This window comes from Neotabrizicola paludis (genome assembly GCF_044142105.1).
In the GTDB taxonomy this organism is placed as follows: Bacteria; Pseudomonadota; Alphaproteobacteria; order Rhodobacterales; family Rhodobacteraceae; genus Pseudogemmobacter.
The window spans coordinates 410,693-429,244 of record NZ_JBGTYM010000001.1; the positions used below are offsets into that span (position 1 = coordinate 410,693).

At 63.9% G+C, this 18,552-nt stretch carries 11 protein-coding genes; 3 read left to right on the forward strand and 8 right to left on the reverse strand.

Translation table 11 applies throughout. From position 1 onward, the window contains the following. Positions 1-9: 9 nt before the first annotated feature. The 3 genes from ACED67_RS02015 (at position 10) to ACED67_RS02025 (ending at position 9,533) form a co-directional block, all read left to right on the forward strand. A complete protein-coding gene (locus ACED67_RS02015) occupies positions 10-1,830 on the forward strand; it encodes a Hint domain-containing protein (protein WP_395539852.1) in 1,821 nt (606 codons plus the stop codon). A 286-nt stretch (positions 1,831-2,116) separates the two neighbouring features. Further along, positions 2,117-6,058, forward strand: coding sequence for a Hint domain-containing protein (locus tag ACED67_RS02020; RefSeq protein ID WP_395539853.1), 3,942 nt, complete (start codon positions 2,117-2,119; stop codon positions 6,056-6,058). A 151-nt stretch (positions 6,059-6,209) separates the two neighbouring features. Then, on the forward strand, positions 6,210-9,533 hold the full coding sequence (locus tag ACED67_RS02025; protein ID WP_395539855.1) for a Hint domain-containing protein: 3,324 nt from the start codon (positions 6,210-6,212) through the stop codon (positions 9,531-9,533). On the opposite strand, the gene ACED67_RS02030 is transcribed toward ACED67_RS02025, so the two are convergent. The 8 genes from ACED67_RS02030 to ACED67_RS02065 form a co-directional block, all read right to left on the reverse strand. Then, positions 9,530-10,132 carry a nucleotidyltransferase family protein gene (locus tag ACED67_RS02030; protein WP_395539856.1) on the reverse strand — a complete coding sequence of 201 codons (603 nt, stop codon included), beginning with the start codon at positions 10,130-10,132 and terminating at the stop codon, positions 9,530-9,532. The genes ACED67_RS02025 and ACED67_RS02030 overlap by 4 nt on opposite strands. A 191-nt stretch (positions 10,133-10,323) precedes the next feature. Continuing rightward, positions 10,324-12,744, reverse strand: a complete 2,421-nt coding sequence (locus tag ACED67_RS02035) for a GcvT family protein (RefSeq protein ID WP_395539857.1) — start codon at positions 12,742-12,744, stop codon at positions 10,324-10,326. Positions 12,745-12,961: 217 nt separating this feature from the next. Then, positions 12,962-14,308 (reverse strand): branched-chain amino acid ABC transporter permease, encoded by a 1,347-nt coding sequence (locus ACED67_RS02040; RefSeq protein WP_395539858.1) that lies wholly within the window; start codon positions 14,306-14,308, stop codon positions 12,962-12,964. A gap of 1 nt (position 14,309) precedes the next feature. Then, the gene (locus tag ACED67_RS02045) at positions 14,310-15,314 is read right to left on the reverse strand and encodes a branched-chain amino acid ABC transporter permease (protein WP_395539859.1); all 1,005 of its coding nucleotides are present in this window, start codon (positions 15,312-15,314) and stop codon (positions 14,310-14,312) included. Continuing rightward, complete coding sequence (locus ACED67_RS02050; RefSeq protein WP_395539860.1) at positions 15,314-15,709, reverse strand: hypothetical protein; 396 nt, start codon at positions 15,707-15,709, stop codon at positions 15,314-15,316. The genes ACED67_RS02045 and ACED67_RS02050 overlap by 1 nt, the downstream gene beginning before the upstream one ends. A gap of 1 nt (position 15,710) precedes the next feature. After that, the gene (locus ACED67_RS02055) at positions 15,711-16,424 is read right to left on the reverse strand and encodes an ABC transporter ATP-binding protein (RefSeq protein WP_395539861.1); all 714 of its coding nucleotides are present in this window, start codon (positions 16,422-16,424) and stop codon (positions 15,711-15,713) included. Next, positions 16,417-17,208 (reverse strand): ABC transporter ATP-binding protein, encoded by a 792-nt coding sequence (locus tag ACED67_RS02060; protein ID WP_395539862.1) that lies wholly within the window; start codon positions 17,206-17,208, stop codon positions 16,417-16,419. The genes ACED67_RS02055 and ACED67_RS02060 overlap by 8 nt, the downstream gene beginning before the upstream one ends. Positions 17,209-17,311: 103 nt before the next feature. Next, positions 17,312-18,502, reverse strand: a complete 1,191-nt coding sequence (locus ACED67_RS02065) for an ABC transporter substrate-binding protein (protein ID WP_395539863.1) — start codon at positions 18,500-18,502, stop codon at positions 17,312-17,314. Positions 18,503-18,552 lie beyond the last annotated feature (50 nt).

Sequence of the window (18,552 nt, forward strand, 5' to 3'; positions counted from 1 at the left end):
TTAAGTTGTATGCCGGTTTTTGCGCTGTATAATTTCAATGATGCCGGCGATGTGGTCGACGACGCCCCGATGAACGGCATCCAGAATGGCATCTATATGGGTGGCGCTTCGGTGTCGGGAAGCGATCTGCACCTAGATGGTGTAGGCAATTTCGCCAAGATCTATCCGGCGCCGCAGTTCCAGATGGCGGCCGGCACGCTGGAAATCAATTTCACGCCGGATTCGGGCGGCATCACCGCGCCGCAAACCGTGCTGTCGCGCGATTCCGCGGGCGCGCATCAGGCCAGCTACCGGATCGAGATTCTGCCCGATGGTGCGATCACCATCACGCATGAGACCGGAGGCTCCCCGGTCAGTTTCACGACGGGCGCGGGCTTCTACAGGCCCGGCGATACGATCAACCTGTCCTATTCCTGGAACGAGGCCGGCACGGATGGCTATCTGCTGATCGACAATCAGACCACAGGCGCCAGCCATGGTGATAGCGTTCCGCCGGGACTGACGATGGACATGGCGGACCAGAGCCAGCCCTGGATGATCGGCACCGACCAGTCGGACAGCGATCCTGCGGCGTTGAACAATCTGGACCAGTATTTTCACGGCACGGTCGCGTTCTTCTCGCTGTCGGATTCCGTCGACAACTGCTTTCAGCCTGCGGCCGACGGGATCGTGCGCGGCACGGATGGAGCGGAACTTATCGACACAAGCTATGTCGATCCCGGGGACAGCGACCGGATCGACGCCAATGACGCGCGCGTGCCTGGCGACGGGCCGGATGACGACCGCGTCGTCGCGGGGGCGGGTAATGACACGGTTCTAGCGGGCGCGGGCGATGACTCGGTCTGGGCCCAGGATGGCGACGATTCCGTTTCGGGTGGCGCAGGCAATGACCTGATCTATGGCGAAAGCGGCGATGACACGCTGTCGGGAGATGCGGGCCAGGACACGATCTATGGCGGCGATGGCAATGACGTGATCCGGGGCGGCACCGATGCCGACCAGTTTCACGGCGGTGCAGACCGCGATGTCTTCGTCGTCGGCAGCCAGGCGGAGGGCATCGGCGATGTCATCGACGGGGGCGAGGATGGCAGCGATCACGACACGCTTGACCTGTCCGGGGCCGGGCCGCTGACCATCGACTATGACCCGGCCAACCCGGAAAATGGCACGGTCACCTTCCTTGATCGCGACGGCAACACGACCGGGACGCTGAACTTCATCAATATCGAGAGCGTGATCCCGCCGATCTGCTTCACGCCCGGCACGCTGATCGCGACACCGCGCGGCGAGGTTCTGGTCGAGACTCTGAAAGTGGGCGACAAGGTCATCACCCGCGACAATGGCATCCAGGAAATCCGCTGGCTCGGTCACAAGACGCTGTCGGGGCAACATCTGCGCCTGCACAAGCATCTTCAGCCGGTCCTGATCAAGGCGCACAGCCTGGGCAACGGCCTGCCGGAACAGGACATGATGCTCTCGCCCAACCATCGGGTTCTGGTGGCCAATGACCGCACCCAGCTTTACTTTGACGAGCATGAGGTTCTGGTCGCGGCCAAGCACCTGATCGGATCGCCGGGGGTGCATTCGGTGGCTTCGATCGGCGTGACCTATATCCATTTCCTCTGCGACCGCCATGAGGTCGTCCTGTCGAATGGCGCCTGGACCGAGAGCTTCCAGCCCGGCGACTATTCGCTGAAGGGTCTGGGCAACAGCCAGCGCAGCGAGATCTACGAGCTGTTCCCCGAATTGAAGACGGCGGTGGGGATTAGCGGCTATCAGGCGGCGCGGCGTACGCTGAAGAAGCATGAGGCCAAGATTCTGAACAAATAGACGGTTATGCAGCGCGGCCCCCAGGCCTCCCGCGGGAGGCTGGGCCGCAAGGGAAAAGGGGTCCGTCCGGGCCCCTTTTTCTATTTTTTCGCCCGGCAGGCCGGCCCGAGTTTCGCCGCAATTGACCGCTCCGGCGCCATCTTCACCCCGCTTGGTCGCCAGAATTCGGGCCTATCGAGGGGATTGATGTCTCTTTCGTGGTGAATGCAACGAAAGAGGTGGCGGATTCTGGCTTGGCGCGACGCCAAAAGGCGGGGGCGCGGGGAACGGGGCAAGGGGTCGATCGATGGCCGCGGAGGATGTGACGCTGACGGGCGCCGACGGGGCCGACACGCTTGCTGGCAGCGGCGGCAACGACCTGATTGAAGGCGGGCGCGGTTCTGACAGCCTCTCGGGCGGGGCAGGCGATGACATCATCAGCGCCGGGCCGGATTATGCCGCCTCGGCCGAATACACGGTGCTGACCGGGCAAACGCAAAGCCTGACCGGAACCAATGGCAATGCCGATTTCAGCCACAGTGTCGCCAGTGCGAGCGGCACGGTCGACAGCGCGACCGTGACGGTCGATGGCGGCTGGGACATGGCCGGATACCGGCTGGGCAACAACGCCGATGCGACCGAGAGCCATCTCCACAGTTTCAGCCAGGAAGTCGCCGGCGCAGAGCTGAGTTTCGCCGGCATCGCCCCCGGCGACCAAATGGTGATCTGGATCGACGGCGTGGCGCTGAATCTCAACCTCGCGCTTGCGGCGGGGGTTGTCAGCTTCGACCCCGGCGCGACTGGCACGGTGATCGACGGGACCGGAGCACTGGTGTCGGATGCTGCGGCGCTGCCGGCACCCGCGCCCGCCGTGCTGCTGATCCATCTGCCTTTCACGACGCTCGAGGTCGAGAACATATCGCAGGACGGTGCGGGCGGGGGAACCGTTTATGCGCTGGCGGTCGATACCAATCCTCCGGCGCTCTATGATGGGGATGACGACACGGTCGATGGCGGTGACGGCAATGACACCATCCTGGGTGGCGATGGGAATGACAGCCTGCTCGGCGGCGCCGGCGATGACAGTTTGGACGGCGGACTTGGCGCGGACGAGATTCACGGTGGCGCGGGCCGCGACCAGATTGTCGGCGGTGGGGGAGATACGGTTGATGGCGGCGCCGGCCAAGACACGCTCGTCGTCAATGACGTTGCTTCGGTCAGCTATGGCGGCGATTGGGCGGGGACGGTCACTTTCAACGACAGCTCGGTCCTGACCTTCAGCGCCATCGAGCGGTTGGTGGTGGATGGCGTCGCGACCGATCTGCCGGATGGCCTTGTCGATGGCACGGCGGGTGCCGATACGATCGGGCCGGGTTTCACCGACAGTCAGGGCGACGCGATCGACGGCGCCGATGGCGACAATGACACCGTGCTTGCGGGCGATGGCAATGATCTGGTCCAGGCCGGCGCGGGCGACGATCTGGTTTATGGCGGCGCGGGGGATGACACGCTTTCGGCAGGTGGCCCGGGCAGCGGAGCAGGCGGCCCGGCCAACGACACGCTTTATGGCGGCGCAGGCAATGACCGGATCCTCATTGCCTCGGATGCGGGGTTCACCACGGTCGATGCAGGCGAAGAAGCGGGTGACAAGGACAAGCTCGTCCTGACCGATCTTGGCAGCGGCGGCGTGCAGGTCAATTTCAGCGGCGACGGTTCGGGCAGCTTTGGCTTTGTCGGCGGCAATTCCGGGGGAAATTTCACCGGGATCGAGGCGCTGGAGACCAGCGATAGCGGCGACAATGTCAGTGCCGGGGCGTCGAGCGGTGGCGTGGTGATCAACACGCTTGGCGGCAATGACTATATCGCGGGCGGCGAAGGTGCCGATCTGATCGATGCCGGAACCGGCGATGACGAGGTCTTCGCGGGCGGCGGCAATGACACGGTCTTCGGCAATGACGGGCGCGACAACCTGTATGGTGGCAGCGGCAACGACACACTGTATGGCGGGCTTGGCAATGACTACATGCAGGGCGACGCCGGAAACGACACGCTTTACGCCGGTGAGGGCGACGATTTCCTGCGCGGCGACGCAGGCAATGATGCGGTCTATGGCGGGATCGGCAATGACAGCGTCTATGGTGGCGCTGACAATGACAGTGTCTTCGGCGGCGAAGGCGACGATCAGGTCTATGGCGGGCTGAGCGACGACACGCTCTATGGCGGCAGCGGCAATGACATGCTGCATGGCGTCGCGGGCAATGACATTCTGTACGCCGAAGACGGCGATGACGAGATGCACGGCTCTGTCGGCAGCGACACGCTCTATGGCGGGGCCGGCAATGACACGATGCTGGGCGAAGAGGATGCCGACACCTTTTACGGCGGCGCGGGCGACTATGTCGAAGGCGGCGAAGAGGTCTCGACCGGGGTCGATGACGACCGGCTGTTCCTTGCCGATGTCGACCGCATCGACTGGGACCCGCTGAACCCCGAGAACGGCACGGCCTATTTCCTCGACGGCGGCGTGATGCATTTCTACGGCATCGAGAAGCTGTTCGTCGATGGCGTGCCGGTCCAGGCGCCCGATGGCATCGTCACCGGCACCGACGGCAGTGATCTGATCGACGCGTCCTATACGGGCGATCCCCATGGCGATGTGGTCGATGGTGGCGATGCAAGCCTGCCGGGCGCCGCGCCCGATGACGATGTCATCCTGGCGGGCGATGGCAATGACACGGTACTGGCGGGGCTGGGCGATGATCTGGTCCAGGGCGGCAGCGGCGATGACAGTCTTATGGGCGAGGCGGGTGACGACACGCTCAAGGGCGGCGCGGGCGCCGATACGCTGATCGGCGGCGCCGGGAATGACCTGATCGACCTTGGCACAGGCGATGGCGCGCAGGATCTGGTCGTCCTGGCCGATGAGATGGGCAGCGATGTCGTGCAGGGGTTCGAAGCGCCGATCGCCCAAGCCGATGGCAGCTTCACCGGCCAGGATCTGCTGGATGTCAGCGACCTGACCGATGCCGAAGGCCATCCCGTCACCACCGACGATGTGATCGTCACCGACACGAACGGCGATGGCACCGGCGACGCGATCCTGATCTTCCCGCAGGGCGAACAGATCACGCTTCTGGGCATCAGTCCGGCCGAGATCAACCTTCCGGGCGCGCTGGCGGCGATGGGCATCCCGCCCGGTGTGCCAGAGCCCCCCGATTTCATCGTCGAGGGCACGGCTCAGGGCGATCTGATCGACACGGATTATCTAGGCGATCCCGAGGGCGACCGGGTGGATCACGCGGACAATCCCGATGGCAACGATGACGACCGTATCGAGGCCGGAGCTGGCGACGACACGGTCCTGGCGGGGTGGGGCGACGACACGGTCTATGGCGGCACCGGCGCGGATCACCTTGACGGGGGCGAAGGCAATGACCTGCTGATGGGCGGTGACGATGCCGACCGGATGACGGGCGGAATTGGCGATACCATCGACGGCGGAGAGGGCGGGACCGATCAGGACACGCTCGACCTCAGCGGCTTCACGCAGCAGGCGGCGCGCATCCTGTACGATGCCGCCAATCCCGAGAATGGCACGGTCGAGTTCCTGGGCGGTTCAGGCGATGTGATCGGTACGCTTCGTTTCCAGAATATCGAGCATGTCGTCCTGCCGTGCTTCACGGCTGGCGCGCGAATCGCGACGGCGCTTGGCGATATCGGGATCGAGGCGCTGCGGGCAGGCGACCGGGTGATCACCCGCGACCGTGGCTACCAGCAGATCCGCTGGATCGGTCATCGTAGCCTGACGGCGGCAGAGCTGGCCGAGGCGCCGCAGTTCCGGCCGATCCGCATTGCACGAGGGGCCTTGGGTATGGACCTGCCCACCCGTGACCTTGTGGTCTCGCCGCAGCACCGGATGCTTCTGTCCTCCAGCCGGGCCGAGCTTTTGTTCGGCGATCACGAAGTCCTGGTCGCGGCCGCCCATCTGGAAGGTCGCCATGGCGTCACGCGCGAAGTGCCAAAAGACGTGACCTACTTTCACCTGCTGTTCGATCATCACGAGATCATCCGCGCCAATGGCGCCTGGACGGAAAGCTATCAGCCGGGAGAGCTGACGCTGACCGGCATGGATGACGACCAGCGCGATGAGCTATTGGCGCTGTTTCCGCAATTGAAGTTCAGCCTCAACTTTCCCGCCGCGCGGCCTTCCCTGAAGCGGCGCGAGGTTGCGGCACTGTTCATGGCGTGATTGTGGCGCCCGCTGCCACAATCACGGCTGGTCTGGCGCAATTTCCGGGCCGAGGCAGAACAAACCCTGTGAATATACCCCATTCCCGCCCTGATGCCGCCTTTCAGCAAGGTTAATTCGAATGAAAGGCAAAATCGAATGACCAGGCATCATGGCGACAGTCACCGGCTCCAACGGCAACAACACGCTCAATGGCACCTCGGCCAATGACGAGATCTATGCCTATGGCGGACAGGATACGGTCAATGCCGGGGCAGGCAATGACACGGTCTATGGCGGCACCGGCAATGACAGTCTTGATGGTCAGGCGGGCGACGATTCCCTTCTGGGCGAGGCCGGCAATGACCGGCTCTTCGGCGGCGATGGCAATGACAGCCTTTATGGCGGCGATGGCAATGACAGCCTGGACGGTGGCGCGGGCAACGACCTGCTGAAGGGCGATGCCGGCAATGACACCATTGTCGGCGGTGATGGCGCGGATACGGTCGATTACAGCTACGGCGGATCGGGCGCCACGATCAACCTGCAAACCGGCAGTGCCAGCATCGGCACCAGCGATGTCGATACGATATCGGGTGTCGAGAATGTCATCGGCACCGGCTTTGCCGACAGCATCACCGGCAATGCCAGCGACAACGTGATCGACGGCGGCGCAGGCGCCGACACGATCACAGCCGGTTCGGGCAGCGACACGATCTATGGCGGCGATGGCGCGGATTCGATCACGGCCGGGGTGAACACGACCGGGCCCGTCAATCTGGACATGAACTGGAGTCTTGCTGGCGCCGACGAGCAGGATATTTCGGGCGGGGTCAGCCAGGATACGGGCGGCGTCATCGTCAAGATGACCTACACGAATGACGGTGCGGGCACAGAAGCTTCGATCGAGAGCAGCTCTGCCGTCTATGTCGGCTCGGGCGAGAGCTTCAGCACGACCTCGAATCTCTATCTCGCCGGGACCGGGGCGGGCGACACCTCGACCACGCGGATCGACTTTTCCGCCGCGCCGCAGGGCGGATTTCAGAACACTGTGACCAATGTCCAGTTCCGCCTGAACGACATCGACATGTCGAGCGGCAGTTGGCAGGACGTCATCACGATCCTGGCCTATGATGCGAATGGCAACCTGATCCCGGTCACGATCACGCCGTCCGGCAATGACACGGTCTCGGGAAACACGATCACCGCCGGCAACACCTCGGATTCCGCAACGACGGCTGCGGGCTCCGCGCTGGTCACCATTCCGGGGCCGGTGGCATATTTTACCATCGATTACAACAATAGCTACGCCTCCGGCCAGTTGATCTATGTGTCGGACATCCAGTTCCGGGCCACGCCGCTCGACAATGACTACGTCGATGCGGGGGCGGGAAATGACACGGTCACCGCCGGAATCGGTAATGACACGATCTACGGCGGCACTGGCGATGACAGCCTTGATGGCGGCGCCGACAATGACCAGCTCTTCGGCGATGCGGGCAATGACACGCTGTATGGTGGCACCGGCAATGACAGCCTCGATGGCGGCACCGAGAATGACCTGCTTTACGGCGGCATCGGCGATGACCGGCTGACCGGTGGCGCCGGGGTCGACAGGCTATATGGCGATGAGGGCAATGACTCGCTGGATGGCGGGTCCGAGAACGATTTCCTCTTTGGCGGGGCCGGGAACGACAGCCTTCTGGGCGGAGACGGCGATGACTCGCTCGACGGCGGTACGGGCCATGACCAGTTGTTCGGTGGTCAGGGCGTCGACAGCCTCTACGGTGGCGATGGCAATGACAGCTTGGATGGCGGCACCGAGAATGACCTGCTTTACGGCGGCATCGGCGATGACCTTCTGACCGGTCGCGCCGGGGTCGACAGGCTATATGGCGATGAGGGCAATGACTCGCTGGATGGCGGGTCGGAGAACGATTTCCTCTTTGGCGGGGCCGGGAACGACAGCCTTCTGGGCGGAGACGGCAATGACTCGCTCGACGGCGGTACGGGCCATGACCAGTTGTTCGGCGGTCAGGGCGTCGACAGCCTCTACGGTGGCGATGGCAATGACAGCTTGGATGGCGGCACCGAGAATGACCTGCTTTATGGCGGCATCGGCGATGACCTTCTGACCGGTGGCGCCGGGGTCGATAGGCTATATGGCGACGAAGGCAATGACTCGCTGGATGGCGGGTCGGAGAACGATCTACTCTTTGGCGGGACGGGCGATGACACGCTGATTGGCGGCATCGGTGACGATACGCTGTCTGGTGATGACGGCAATGACCTGCTGGATGCCGGGGCGGGCCACGACCTGCTGTATGGCGGCGACGGCGCCGACACGATCTATTTCGGCGGCGGGGACGATACGGTCTATGGCGGCACGGGCGACGATCTGATCGACGATCAGGCCGCAGGCAGCGCGACCGGCGACAACCTGATCTATGGCGATGCCGGCAATGACCGGATCTGGGCCGGGCTGGGCAATGACCAGGTCTATGGCGGGGCCGACAATGACCGCCTTTATGGCGAGGGCGGCAATGACACGCTCTATGGCGGCCTCGGCAATGACTATCTCGAGGGCGGCGATGGGGACGATCGCCTGTATGGCGATGCGGGCTTGGACACGCTGTATGGCGGAGCGGGCAACGATGCCCTCTATGGCGGTGGCGGCGGCACGCTGATCGACGGCGGAGCAGACCGCGACACGATCTATGGCGGTATTGGCGACACGGTCACCGGGGGGGGCACGGGCGATGATTTCGACGTGCTGGACCTGCGCGACTGGGGCAAGGCGCTGACCAATATCCACAAGGATCCGTCGAATCCCGAGAATGGCTATGTCGAGTTCCTGGATCAGTTCGGCGCCGTCATCGGCACGATGTCCTTTACCGATATCGAGACCATCATCCCCTGCTTCACCCCCGGCACATTGATCAGGACGGCGCGGGGCGAGGTGGCGGTCGAAACCTTGCGCAAGGGTGATCTGGTGATGACGCGCGATGGCGGATTGCAGCCCGTAGAGTGGGTTGGACAGCGCGATCTGAACTTGGCGCAGCTTGTGGTCAATCCGGCGCTGTGCCCTGTGCGCATCGCCGCTGGTGCCTTGGGTCCCAATGTTCCGGCGCGCGAGATGCTGGTCTCGCCGCAGCACCGGATGCTGATCGAAGGCGCACGCGCCGAAATGCTCTTCGGCGAGGCCGAGGTTCTGGTCGCGGCGGTGCATCTGGTGGGCCAGCCCGGCATCACCCAAGAGCGGACGCTGGGCGTGAGCTATGTCCATGTCATGTTCGAGCGGCACGAGATCGTGCTGGCGGACGGGGCCTGGTCGGAAAGCTTCCAGCCGGCGCAGCGCATGGTCGACGGGCTCGACGAGGCGCGGCGCGAGGAGATTCTGACACTCTTCCCCGAGCTTTGCCAGACCGAGGTCGCCTTCCCGTCGGCGCGGCTTACGCTCAAGGCGCATGAGGCGCGGGTGCTGCTCGCGGCCTAGCCGCGCGCGGCGCGCCACGCGGCCCAGTCCTCGGGCGTGTCAAGATCGGTCGTCGCATGGGCACCGGGCAGCGGCACCAGACGCAGCCGGTCGCGATGACGGTGCAAGACCGATCGAGCGCCCTCATCGCCGGTCAAGGCGAGCAGTTCCGCGCGTAATTCGGCCGGGAACACGACCGGATGGCCCGGCGTGCCATCGGCGGCCCCGCGCAGCATGGCGTCAGGGTCTCTTTCATGGGCCAGCGCGATCCGCGTCAGATCGTCAGTGGTGATCTCGGGCAGATCGGCCAGAAGCAGGATCACCGCATGAGAAGCGGGCAGGGCGGCGATTCCGGCCTTGAGGCTGGCCGACATGCCGAGCGCCGCCTCCTGCGCGATGACATGCGGCACGCCGGTGGAGATGAGCGCGCTCAGCCGCCCCGGTCTATCGGGGGGAAGCACGACGAGAACCGGCAGGCCGGTGGCCTGTGCCGCAAGGATGACATGAGTCAGCAGGGGCAGGCCATCCACATCTTGCATCAGCTTGTCCGCCCCCCGCATCCGCGACGAGGCGCCTGCGGCGAGGATCAGGATGGTCATCGGGTGGGCTGATAGGGTCATGGCAGCTTCATGCCATGAAAGCCGTGTGGGTTCACCTGTCCATAGGTCCAAGCAGCGCAAACTCCGCAGATGCCGCGCAGCGAGGCTTGGTCCAAATTCTAGCGAAAAGTAGTTTCAACGAAAATGCCGGGCTTGGCCCGGCATCTGATTTCTCAATGGGATGAGTGGGTTGATACCGCCGCTTCGAGCAGTTAGGCCCGCATCCGCCCGCCATCGTCCCAGATTGGCTCGAGATGCACTTTGGCTTTCCGCTTCTCGCCCAGGATCTCGATCTCCAGTTCCAGCCCGTCCTTCACGCGATCCGCCGGAATGAAGCCCTGCGCCACCGACTTGCCGGTCCAGTGGCTGAAGCCGCCGCTGGTGCAGAAGCCCACCACAGCGCCATCCAGCCAGATCGGTTCCCAGGCGACGACATCGGCATCCTTGGCATCGACCACCATGGTCACCAGCTTGCGTTTCGGGCCGGTGGCCTTTTCCGCCGTGGCTGCGGTCTTGCCGATCCAGACGGCGCTCTTGTTCCAGGCGATGAACCGGTCAAGCCCGGTTTCGGCGGGCGTGTAGTCGGGGCTGAATTCGCGGCCCCAGCTGCCGAACCATTTGTCCAGCCGCAGGCTCATCATCGCGCGCATGCCAAAGGGGCGGATGCCCATATCCTTGCCCGCCGCCATCAGCACATCCCAGAGGTGGCGCACCGAATGGATGTCGCAGAAGATCTCATAGCCCAGATCGGCGGTATAGCTGACGCGCTGCACGATGCAATTCGCCATGCCGACGGTCAGTTTCTTCACATCCATGAACTTGAAGGCGTCGGCGGACACATTGGCCCGCGTCACTTTGGCCAGCAGATCGCGCGCGCCGGGGCCCGCGATCGTAAAGCCCGAGCGGCTGTCCGAGATGTTCTCGACCGTCACGCCCGGCGTGGCATGATCGTCGAACCAGCGCTGGTGCCAGCCCTGGGCGCCATAGCTGGCGGTCAGCTGGAATTCGGTTTCCGACTGGCAGGAGACGGTGAAATCGCCGATGATCTTGCCGGACTGGGCCAGCATGGGCGTCAGCGACAGCCGTCCGGGCTTCGGAATCCGCCCCGCCATGATCTTGTCCAGCCAGGCCCGCGCGCCAGGCCCCTTGACCAGATACTTGCCGAAATTCTGCAATTCGTTGATGCCCACGCCTTCGCGCAGGGCGCGGACTTCCTGCGATGTCGCCTCCCAGGCATTCGAGCGTTTGAAGGTCGGCGTCTCATGGCGCGGCTCGCCGGGCAGGGCGAAGTAGTTCACCACTTCCAGCCCGTATTGCTGGCCCCAGACCGCGTTCATCCCGTCGAAGACATCATACATCGGTGTCATGCGGAAGGGCCGCGCGGCCGGGCGTTCCTCGTTCGGATATGACACGTTGAAGCGCATCTGGTAGTTTTCGATCACCTTGGGCACGGTATAGCCCGCAGAGGTCCAGGTGCCGAAACGCGACACGTCGAAGCCGCGCGGATCGCGTTCGACCTCGCCCTCGATCATCCATTGCGCCAGCGCCAGACCCATGCCGCCGCCCTGGCTGAAACCTGCCATGACCGCGCAGGCCGACCAGTAATTGCGCAGGCCCTGCACCGGGCCGATCAGCGGGTTGCCGTCGGGAGCAAAGGTGAAGGGGCCGTGGATCACCCGCTTGACGCCAGAGCGTTCCAGCACCGGGAAGCGGCGATAGGCAAAGGCGACCGACTCTTCAATCTTGTCGAAATTCTCGTTCAGCAGCTCATGGCCAAAGGTCCAAGGTGTGCCGTCCAGCGACCAGGGCTCGCAGGGCTTTTCGTAAAAGCCGATGCAGAAGCCGCGGCCTTCCTGGCGCAGATAGCTTTCGCCGCCCGGATCCATCACATGCGGGAATTCGCGGCCCGCTTTCAGGATCTCCATGATTTCGGGGACATCATCGGTAACCAGATACTGGTGCGCCATGGGCAGAAGCGGCAGGTAGACCCCCGCCATCGCCCCGATCTCGCGCGCCCACAGGCCGCCGGCATTGACCAGATGCTCGCAGGTCACGGTGCCCTTTTCGGTCACGACTTCCCAGCCATCCTTGGTCGGGTTGGTCTCGAGCACACGGTTGTGCAGCACGATCTCTGCCCCGCCCATCCGCGCCGCCTTGGCATAGGCATGGGTGGTGCCCGACGGATCCAGATGGCCATCCAGCGGGTCGTAAAGCCCGCCGATGATGCCTTCGAGATTCACCAGCCCCTCGGTCAGCTTCAGGATCTCTTGCGGGCCGACGATTTCGGTATCGAGGCCCATGTAGCGGTGCTTGGCCCGTTCGGCCTTGAGCTGTTCGAACCGCGCCGGATTGTCGGCCAGGGTCACGCCGCCGACATGGTGCAACCCGCAAGACATGCCGGTGATCGCCTCCAGCTCTTTGTACAGCCGGATCGTATAGCCCTGAAGCGCCGCCATATTGGTGTCGCCATTCAGCGTGTGAAAGCCGCCCGCCGCGTGCCAGGTCGATCCCGAGGTCAGTTCCGACCGCTCGATCAGCATGACATCGGACCAGCCGAGCTTGGTCAGGTGATAGAGGACCGAACAGCCGACGACACCGCCGCCGATCACCACCACGCGGGCATGGGTTTTCATCTGCGCAAGACTCCATCTGCAGGATTGCAGGCAGATTGGCCGCAGCGCGGGCCGAGGGCATGAGATTTTGCGACAAGATATGTCGCTAATTGGCGTAGACGCCTTGACCGAGTATCTCGGTGTGCAAGCGCCACAGGCAAACCGAACGAAAACGCCACTGGCGCAAGAACCAGTGGCGTGACCTTTAACGCGCTCGGGTGCGGCCCGTCGAAGGGCGCTACTTTTCCGGAATAAGCCCCTTGGGCGCGAAGCGCAGTACCAGAAGAAGCACCACGCCCAGCGTCAAAAGCCGCATATGCGCCGCCGTTTCCTGCAACCGCGCCTTCAGATCACCCGGAGGCAGGCTCGCGGTGAGCGCATCCATCAGCTGCGGGCCTAGGAACTCGACGGCAAGGTACAGCCAGCCGATCAGCAAGCCGCCGAGCACCGCGCCCCAGTTGTTGCCCGAGCCGCCCACGATCACCATTACCCAGATCAGGAAGGTAAAGCGCAGCGGCACATAGCTGGACGGGGTCAACTGCCCTTCCATCGAGGTCAGCATGGCCCCCGCCAGCCCGACCACGGCGGCGCCGATGATGAAGATTTGCAGATGGCGGAACTTCACATCCTTACCCATCGCTGCAGCCGAGACCTCATTGTCGCGGATGGCGCGGACCATGCGGCCCCAGGGCGAGTTCAGTGCCCTCTCGGTCAGCCAGATCAGCAAGACCAGAAGCCCGCCGAACAAGGCCGCATAGAGCAATTTGACAAAGATGGTCGAGGTGGCGACCGGGTCGAGACCCATGCCATTCACCAGATCCAGATAGGCCGGATTGGCCTGAAGATCGACTTCCAGCGGTACGGGCCAGGGCCGGGGCAGGTTGACCAGGTTCTTCACGCCACGGTCGAGCCAATCCTCGTTCTTCATCACCGCGACCACGATCTCGGCAATGCCAAGCGTGGCGATGGCCAGATAATCCTCGCGCAGGCCAAGCGCGATCTTGCCGATCACCCAGGCGGCGGCGGCGGCGAGAAGGGCGCCCATGGGCCAGGCCCAGAGCGAGGGCAGGCCCAGTCCGCCGATATTGCCGGCTTGGGTCGGGTTGAAGGCCTCGACCGCCAGAACAGCGGGGTCGAGGATTTCGCGATAGATGAAGAAGGCCAGGATCAGAAAGGCGGTCAGCGCCAGAGCGCGCAGGCGCGGACGGGGCAGGGCACGATAGAGCCGCCCGGCCAGGAAGATGGCGAAGGCGGCGAAGACGAGCGCCGAAAGGATGCGGGGCGCGCCCGACTGGAAGCCCCCTTCCCAAGCTTGTGGCACCGGCGCGCCCGAGACCAGCACGACCGCCAGCCCGCCAAGTGCGACCGAACCCATGATCCCGGTCGAGAAGAGGCCCGCATAGCCCCATTGGATATTCACCCCGATCGCCATGATCGCCGAAAGCAGCGCCAGGTTCAGGATGTTGAGCGACAGGTTCCAGCTTTGGAACAGGCCGGTCAGCAGGAACAGCACTGCCACGCCCGCGAACATCAGCAGGTTGCGGCGGGTGCGGCTGGCGGGATCGACGGGGAGGGAACGGGTCATGTCACTTGCCTCCGAACAGGCCGTTCGGGCGGAACAGCAGAACGATGATCAGGATGACGAAGCTGACCGCCACCTTGTAATCGGTCGACAGCGCCTGATACAGCCCGTCGCCCAGCCAGTCGGGCGGCACCAGATAGCCCAGGATCTTGCGCCAGGCATTGGTGACCAGCAGCTCGGAAAAGGCGACGATGAAGCCCCCCGCGATGGCGCCCAGGGGCGAGCCGAGGCCGCCGACGATGGCGGCGGCGAACATCGGCATCAAGAGGCCGAAATAGACGAAGACGCGATAGCTCTTGTCCAGGCCGTAGAGCGTGCCTGCGGTACAGGCCAGAGTGCCGGCGATAATCCAGGTCACCATGACCACCCGGTCGGGGTTGATGCCGGACAGAAGCGCCAGATCCTCATTGTCGGCGAAAGCGCGCATCGACTTGCCGGTGCGGGTCTTTTGCAGGAACCAGAACAGGAAAACGACGCAGATCACCGCCACCACGACCGAGACGACGGCGGTAGTCTTGATCGCGAGGGGCTCGGTCAGTCCGGTCCAGGCCTTGAAGTCCTGCGGGGTCAACGCCATGCGCGCGCCATCGACGAAATTCTTCTCGGACGTGCCGATGATCATCCGCACCAGCCCGTTCATCACGAACATGACGCCGGTCGACACGATGACCAGGATGATCGGCTTGGCTTTCTGCTTGCGATAGAAGCGATAGACCACGCGGTCGGTGGCCAGCAGCATGGCGATGGTGACCAGGATGCCGAAGGGCAGGGCCAGAAGCGCCGTGGGCAAGGGCCCGGCGGTGATGCCCAAGGACTGGAACCACCAGGTGAACAGGATCACGAAAGCCGTGCCAAAGGCCATGGTGTCGCCATGGGCAAAGTTGGAAAAGCGCAACACGCCGAAGATCAGCGTGATCCCCAGCGCCCCCAGCGCAAGCTGGCTGCCATAGGCAAGACCGGGCACCAGGATGAAATTGGCGAAGGCCGTCAGGGCGTTCAGAAGATCCATCAGCCCGCCTCCGCCGCGCATGTGCCCTGGGTGGCGGTGCCGATCAGCCCGCCCGAAGTGTGCTCGTTCGACACCGCCGCCAACGCGCCATCCGCGGCAAGGGTCAGGATGCCGATGCCGGTCTCGCCGGTCCGCAACAGGAAGCTGCGCCCCAGCGCCGTCTGGTCAAGCAAGGTCAGGTCTACCCCCTCGGCTGTGGTGGTCAGGTGCGCGCTCTTGCCGTCCTCGGCGATGATCAGCCGGAAGGGCGGGTTCTCGGTGCCAGCCTCGGTGCTGCATGTGGCGCTTTCGGTGTTGCACATGGCGGCCAGCGTGCAGACATAACTTTCGGCCAGCACCGGGACGGGCATTGCGACAGCGGCCAGCGCGGCGAGCGGGGTAAAGCGGGGCGTCATTTCATCCCCCCAGGAACGACCGACGGACTTCCGGGTCGGCCAACAGCGCCTTACCCGTATCCGTATGGCGGTTCGCGCCCTGGACCAGCACATAGCCCTTATGTGCGATCTCCAGCGCCTGCCTTGCATTCTGTTCCACCATCAGGATGGAAATCCCGGTGCGGGCGATCTCGATGATGCGGTCGAACAATTCGTCCATCACGATGGGCGAGACGCCCGCCGTGGGCTCGTCCAGCATCAAGAGCCGCGGTCGCGTCATCAGCGCGCGACCGACCGCGACTTGCTGGCGCTGGCCGCCCGACAATTCGCCCGCCTTCTGGTGGCGTTTCTGTTTCAGGATCGGGAAGAGATCATAGACCTGCCCCATCGTCTCGGCGATGGTGTCATCCGTGCGGATGAAAGCCCCCATCTCGAGGTTCTCTTCCACCGTCATGGTGGTGAAGATGTTCGAGGTCTGCGGCACGAAACCCATGCCCTTGCGCACCCGCGCCTGCGGGGAAAGCTGGGTGATGTCCTCGCCCGCCAGCCGCACGGACCCCTGGCGCAGCTTCAGCATGCCGAAGACGGCCTTCATCGCCGTCGATTTTCCGGCGCCATTGGGGCCGACGATCACCGCGATCTCTCCCGGCTCGACGGCCAGGGTGCAGGAATGCAGGATATCGACCGCGCCATAGCCGCCGGTCATCGCCTCGCCGATCAGGAAGGGTTCAGCCATGGCTGTGCTCCTCCATGACCTTGTTCTTCAATCCGGTGCCCAGATAGGCCTCGATCACCCGCTCGTCATTCCTGACCTGATCGACCGTGCCTTCGGCAAGAACCTTGCCCTCTGCCATCACGATCACCGGGTCGCAGAAACGGCCGATGAAATCCATGTCATGCTCGATCACGCAGAACGTGTAACCACGCTCCTTGTTCAGCCGCACGATCGCCTCGCCGATCGTGTTCAGAAGCGTGCGGTTCACCCCGGCGCCGACCTCGTCCAGAAAGACGATCTTGGCATCGACCATCATGGTCCGGCCCAGTTCGAGAAGCTTCTTCTGCCCGCCCGAGATATTCGCCGCCTTCTCATCCGCCAGATGGCTGATGGTCAGGAAGTCCAGAACCTCATCGGCCTTGGCGCGGACCCGCGCTTCTTCCTCGGCAACAGCGCCCCGGCGAAACAGGGCGTTCCACAGCTTCTCGCCCGACTGGTCGCCCGGAACCATCATCAGATTCTCGCGCACCGTCATCGAGCCGAACTCATGTGCGATCTGAAAGGTGCGCAGCAGGCCTTTTGAGAACAGGTCATGCGGCGGCAGGCCGGTGATATCCTCATCGCCCATGAAGACGCGGCCCGACGTGGGCGGCAGCCGACCGGCAATGACGTTGAAAAGCGTGGTCTTGCCCGCGCCATTCGGCCCGATCAAACCGGTGATCGTGCCCTTGCGGATCTCAAGGCTTGCGCCGTCAACGGCTCTAAAGCCGCCGAAATGGCGGTGCAGGTTTTCAACCCTGATCATAGCGTCCCCGAATGCCGTTGCCGGTTCTTTTGCCCGACGGCTTATTTTTGCATCCGGCCCGGGTCAAGCCCGGGCCGGAAGTTTCATGCCTCGCGCGGCCGGGTCAGTGATACTTGACCGTCTCGACCTTGCCGTCCTTGATCACGATCTCGCGGTAGCGGCCAGCGGCTTCACCCGGATCGACCATTTCGACGCCCGTCGCGCCCTGATAGTCGATGTCCTTGCCTTCCGCGATCAGCTGCAGCGCCTTGCCCAATTCGCCGGGGTTGATCTTCTCGCCCGGCGCATTGGCGACTTCCATCACCTTGTCCTTGTAGACCTTGGGATCGGTCGAACCCGCCGCCTGCATCGCCAGGATGAACAGCGCCGCCGCATCATAGGATTCGGATGCATAGGCCGAGGTGCTGTCGAAGGGCGTCGGCAGGGCCGCGGCGATGTCTTTCAGGATGACGTTGCCTTCGGCATCCGAAGCGGCGATGTCGCCGTAAGAGCCGTCCAGCGCCGGGCCGATGGCCTGCGGCAGCGAGTCGCCGATCATGCCGCCCGGCAGGTAGAAGGTCGAGAAGGCACCGGTGTCGAGCGCGGCCTGGATGATGCCCTTGCCGCCCTGATCCAGATAGCCCGCGACGACCAGCACATCGCCACCCGCCGAGGCCAGAGCCGCGACTTCGGCCGAATAGTCGGCCTTGCCGTCTTCATGGCTGACATTGATGGTGACGTTGCCACCCTTTTCCTTGAAGAACTTCTCGATGAATTCCGATTCACCCTTGCCGAAATCGTTGTTCGTATAGGTGATGGCGACCGATTTCACGCCCTTCTCGACCAGGATGTCGGCGGCGACTTCGCCTTCGCGCGCATCCGAGGGCGCGGTGCGGAAGAAGAGGCCATTGTCCTCGTCCTGGGTCAGCGCGGGCGAGGTGGCCGAGGGCGAGATCATCACCATGCCATTGGGCATCGCCACGTTGGTCAGCACGGCGCGGGTCACGCCCGAGCAGTCGGCGCCGATGATGCCATGAACGGCATCCGAGGTGATCAGACGCTCGGCAGCGGCGGTCGCAGCGGCGGCGTCGCCGCAGGTCGAGTCAGCCCGGACCGGCACGAAGTTCCAGCCATTCGCCACGGCGCCCGACGCATTGGCCTCGGTCATCGCCAGTTCGGCAGCGGCAGCCATGTTCGGCGTCAGCGATTCGATTGGGCCGGTGAAGCCGATCAGAATGCCAAGCTTTACGTCTTCGGCGTGGGCGGCGCCCGCCAGAAGCGCGCAGGCCGACGTGGCCAGCAGCAGTTTTTTCATTGTCTGTCTCCCTGATTGGATCGCAATCCTGTGATGAGCCTAGAGGGGTG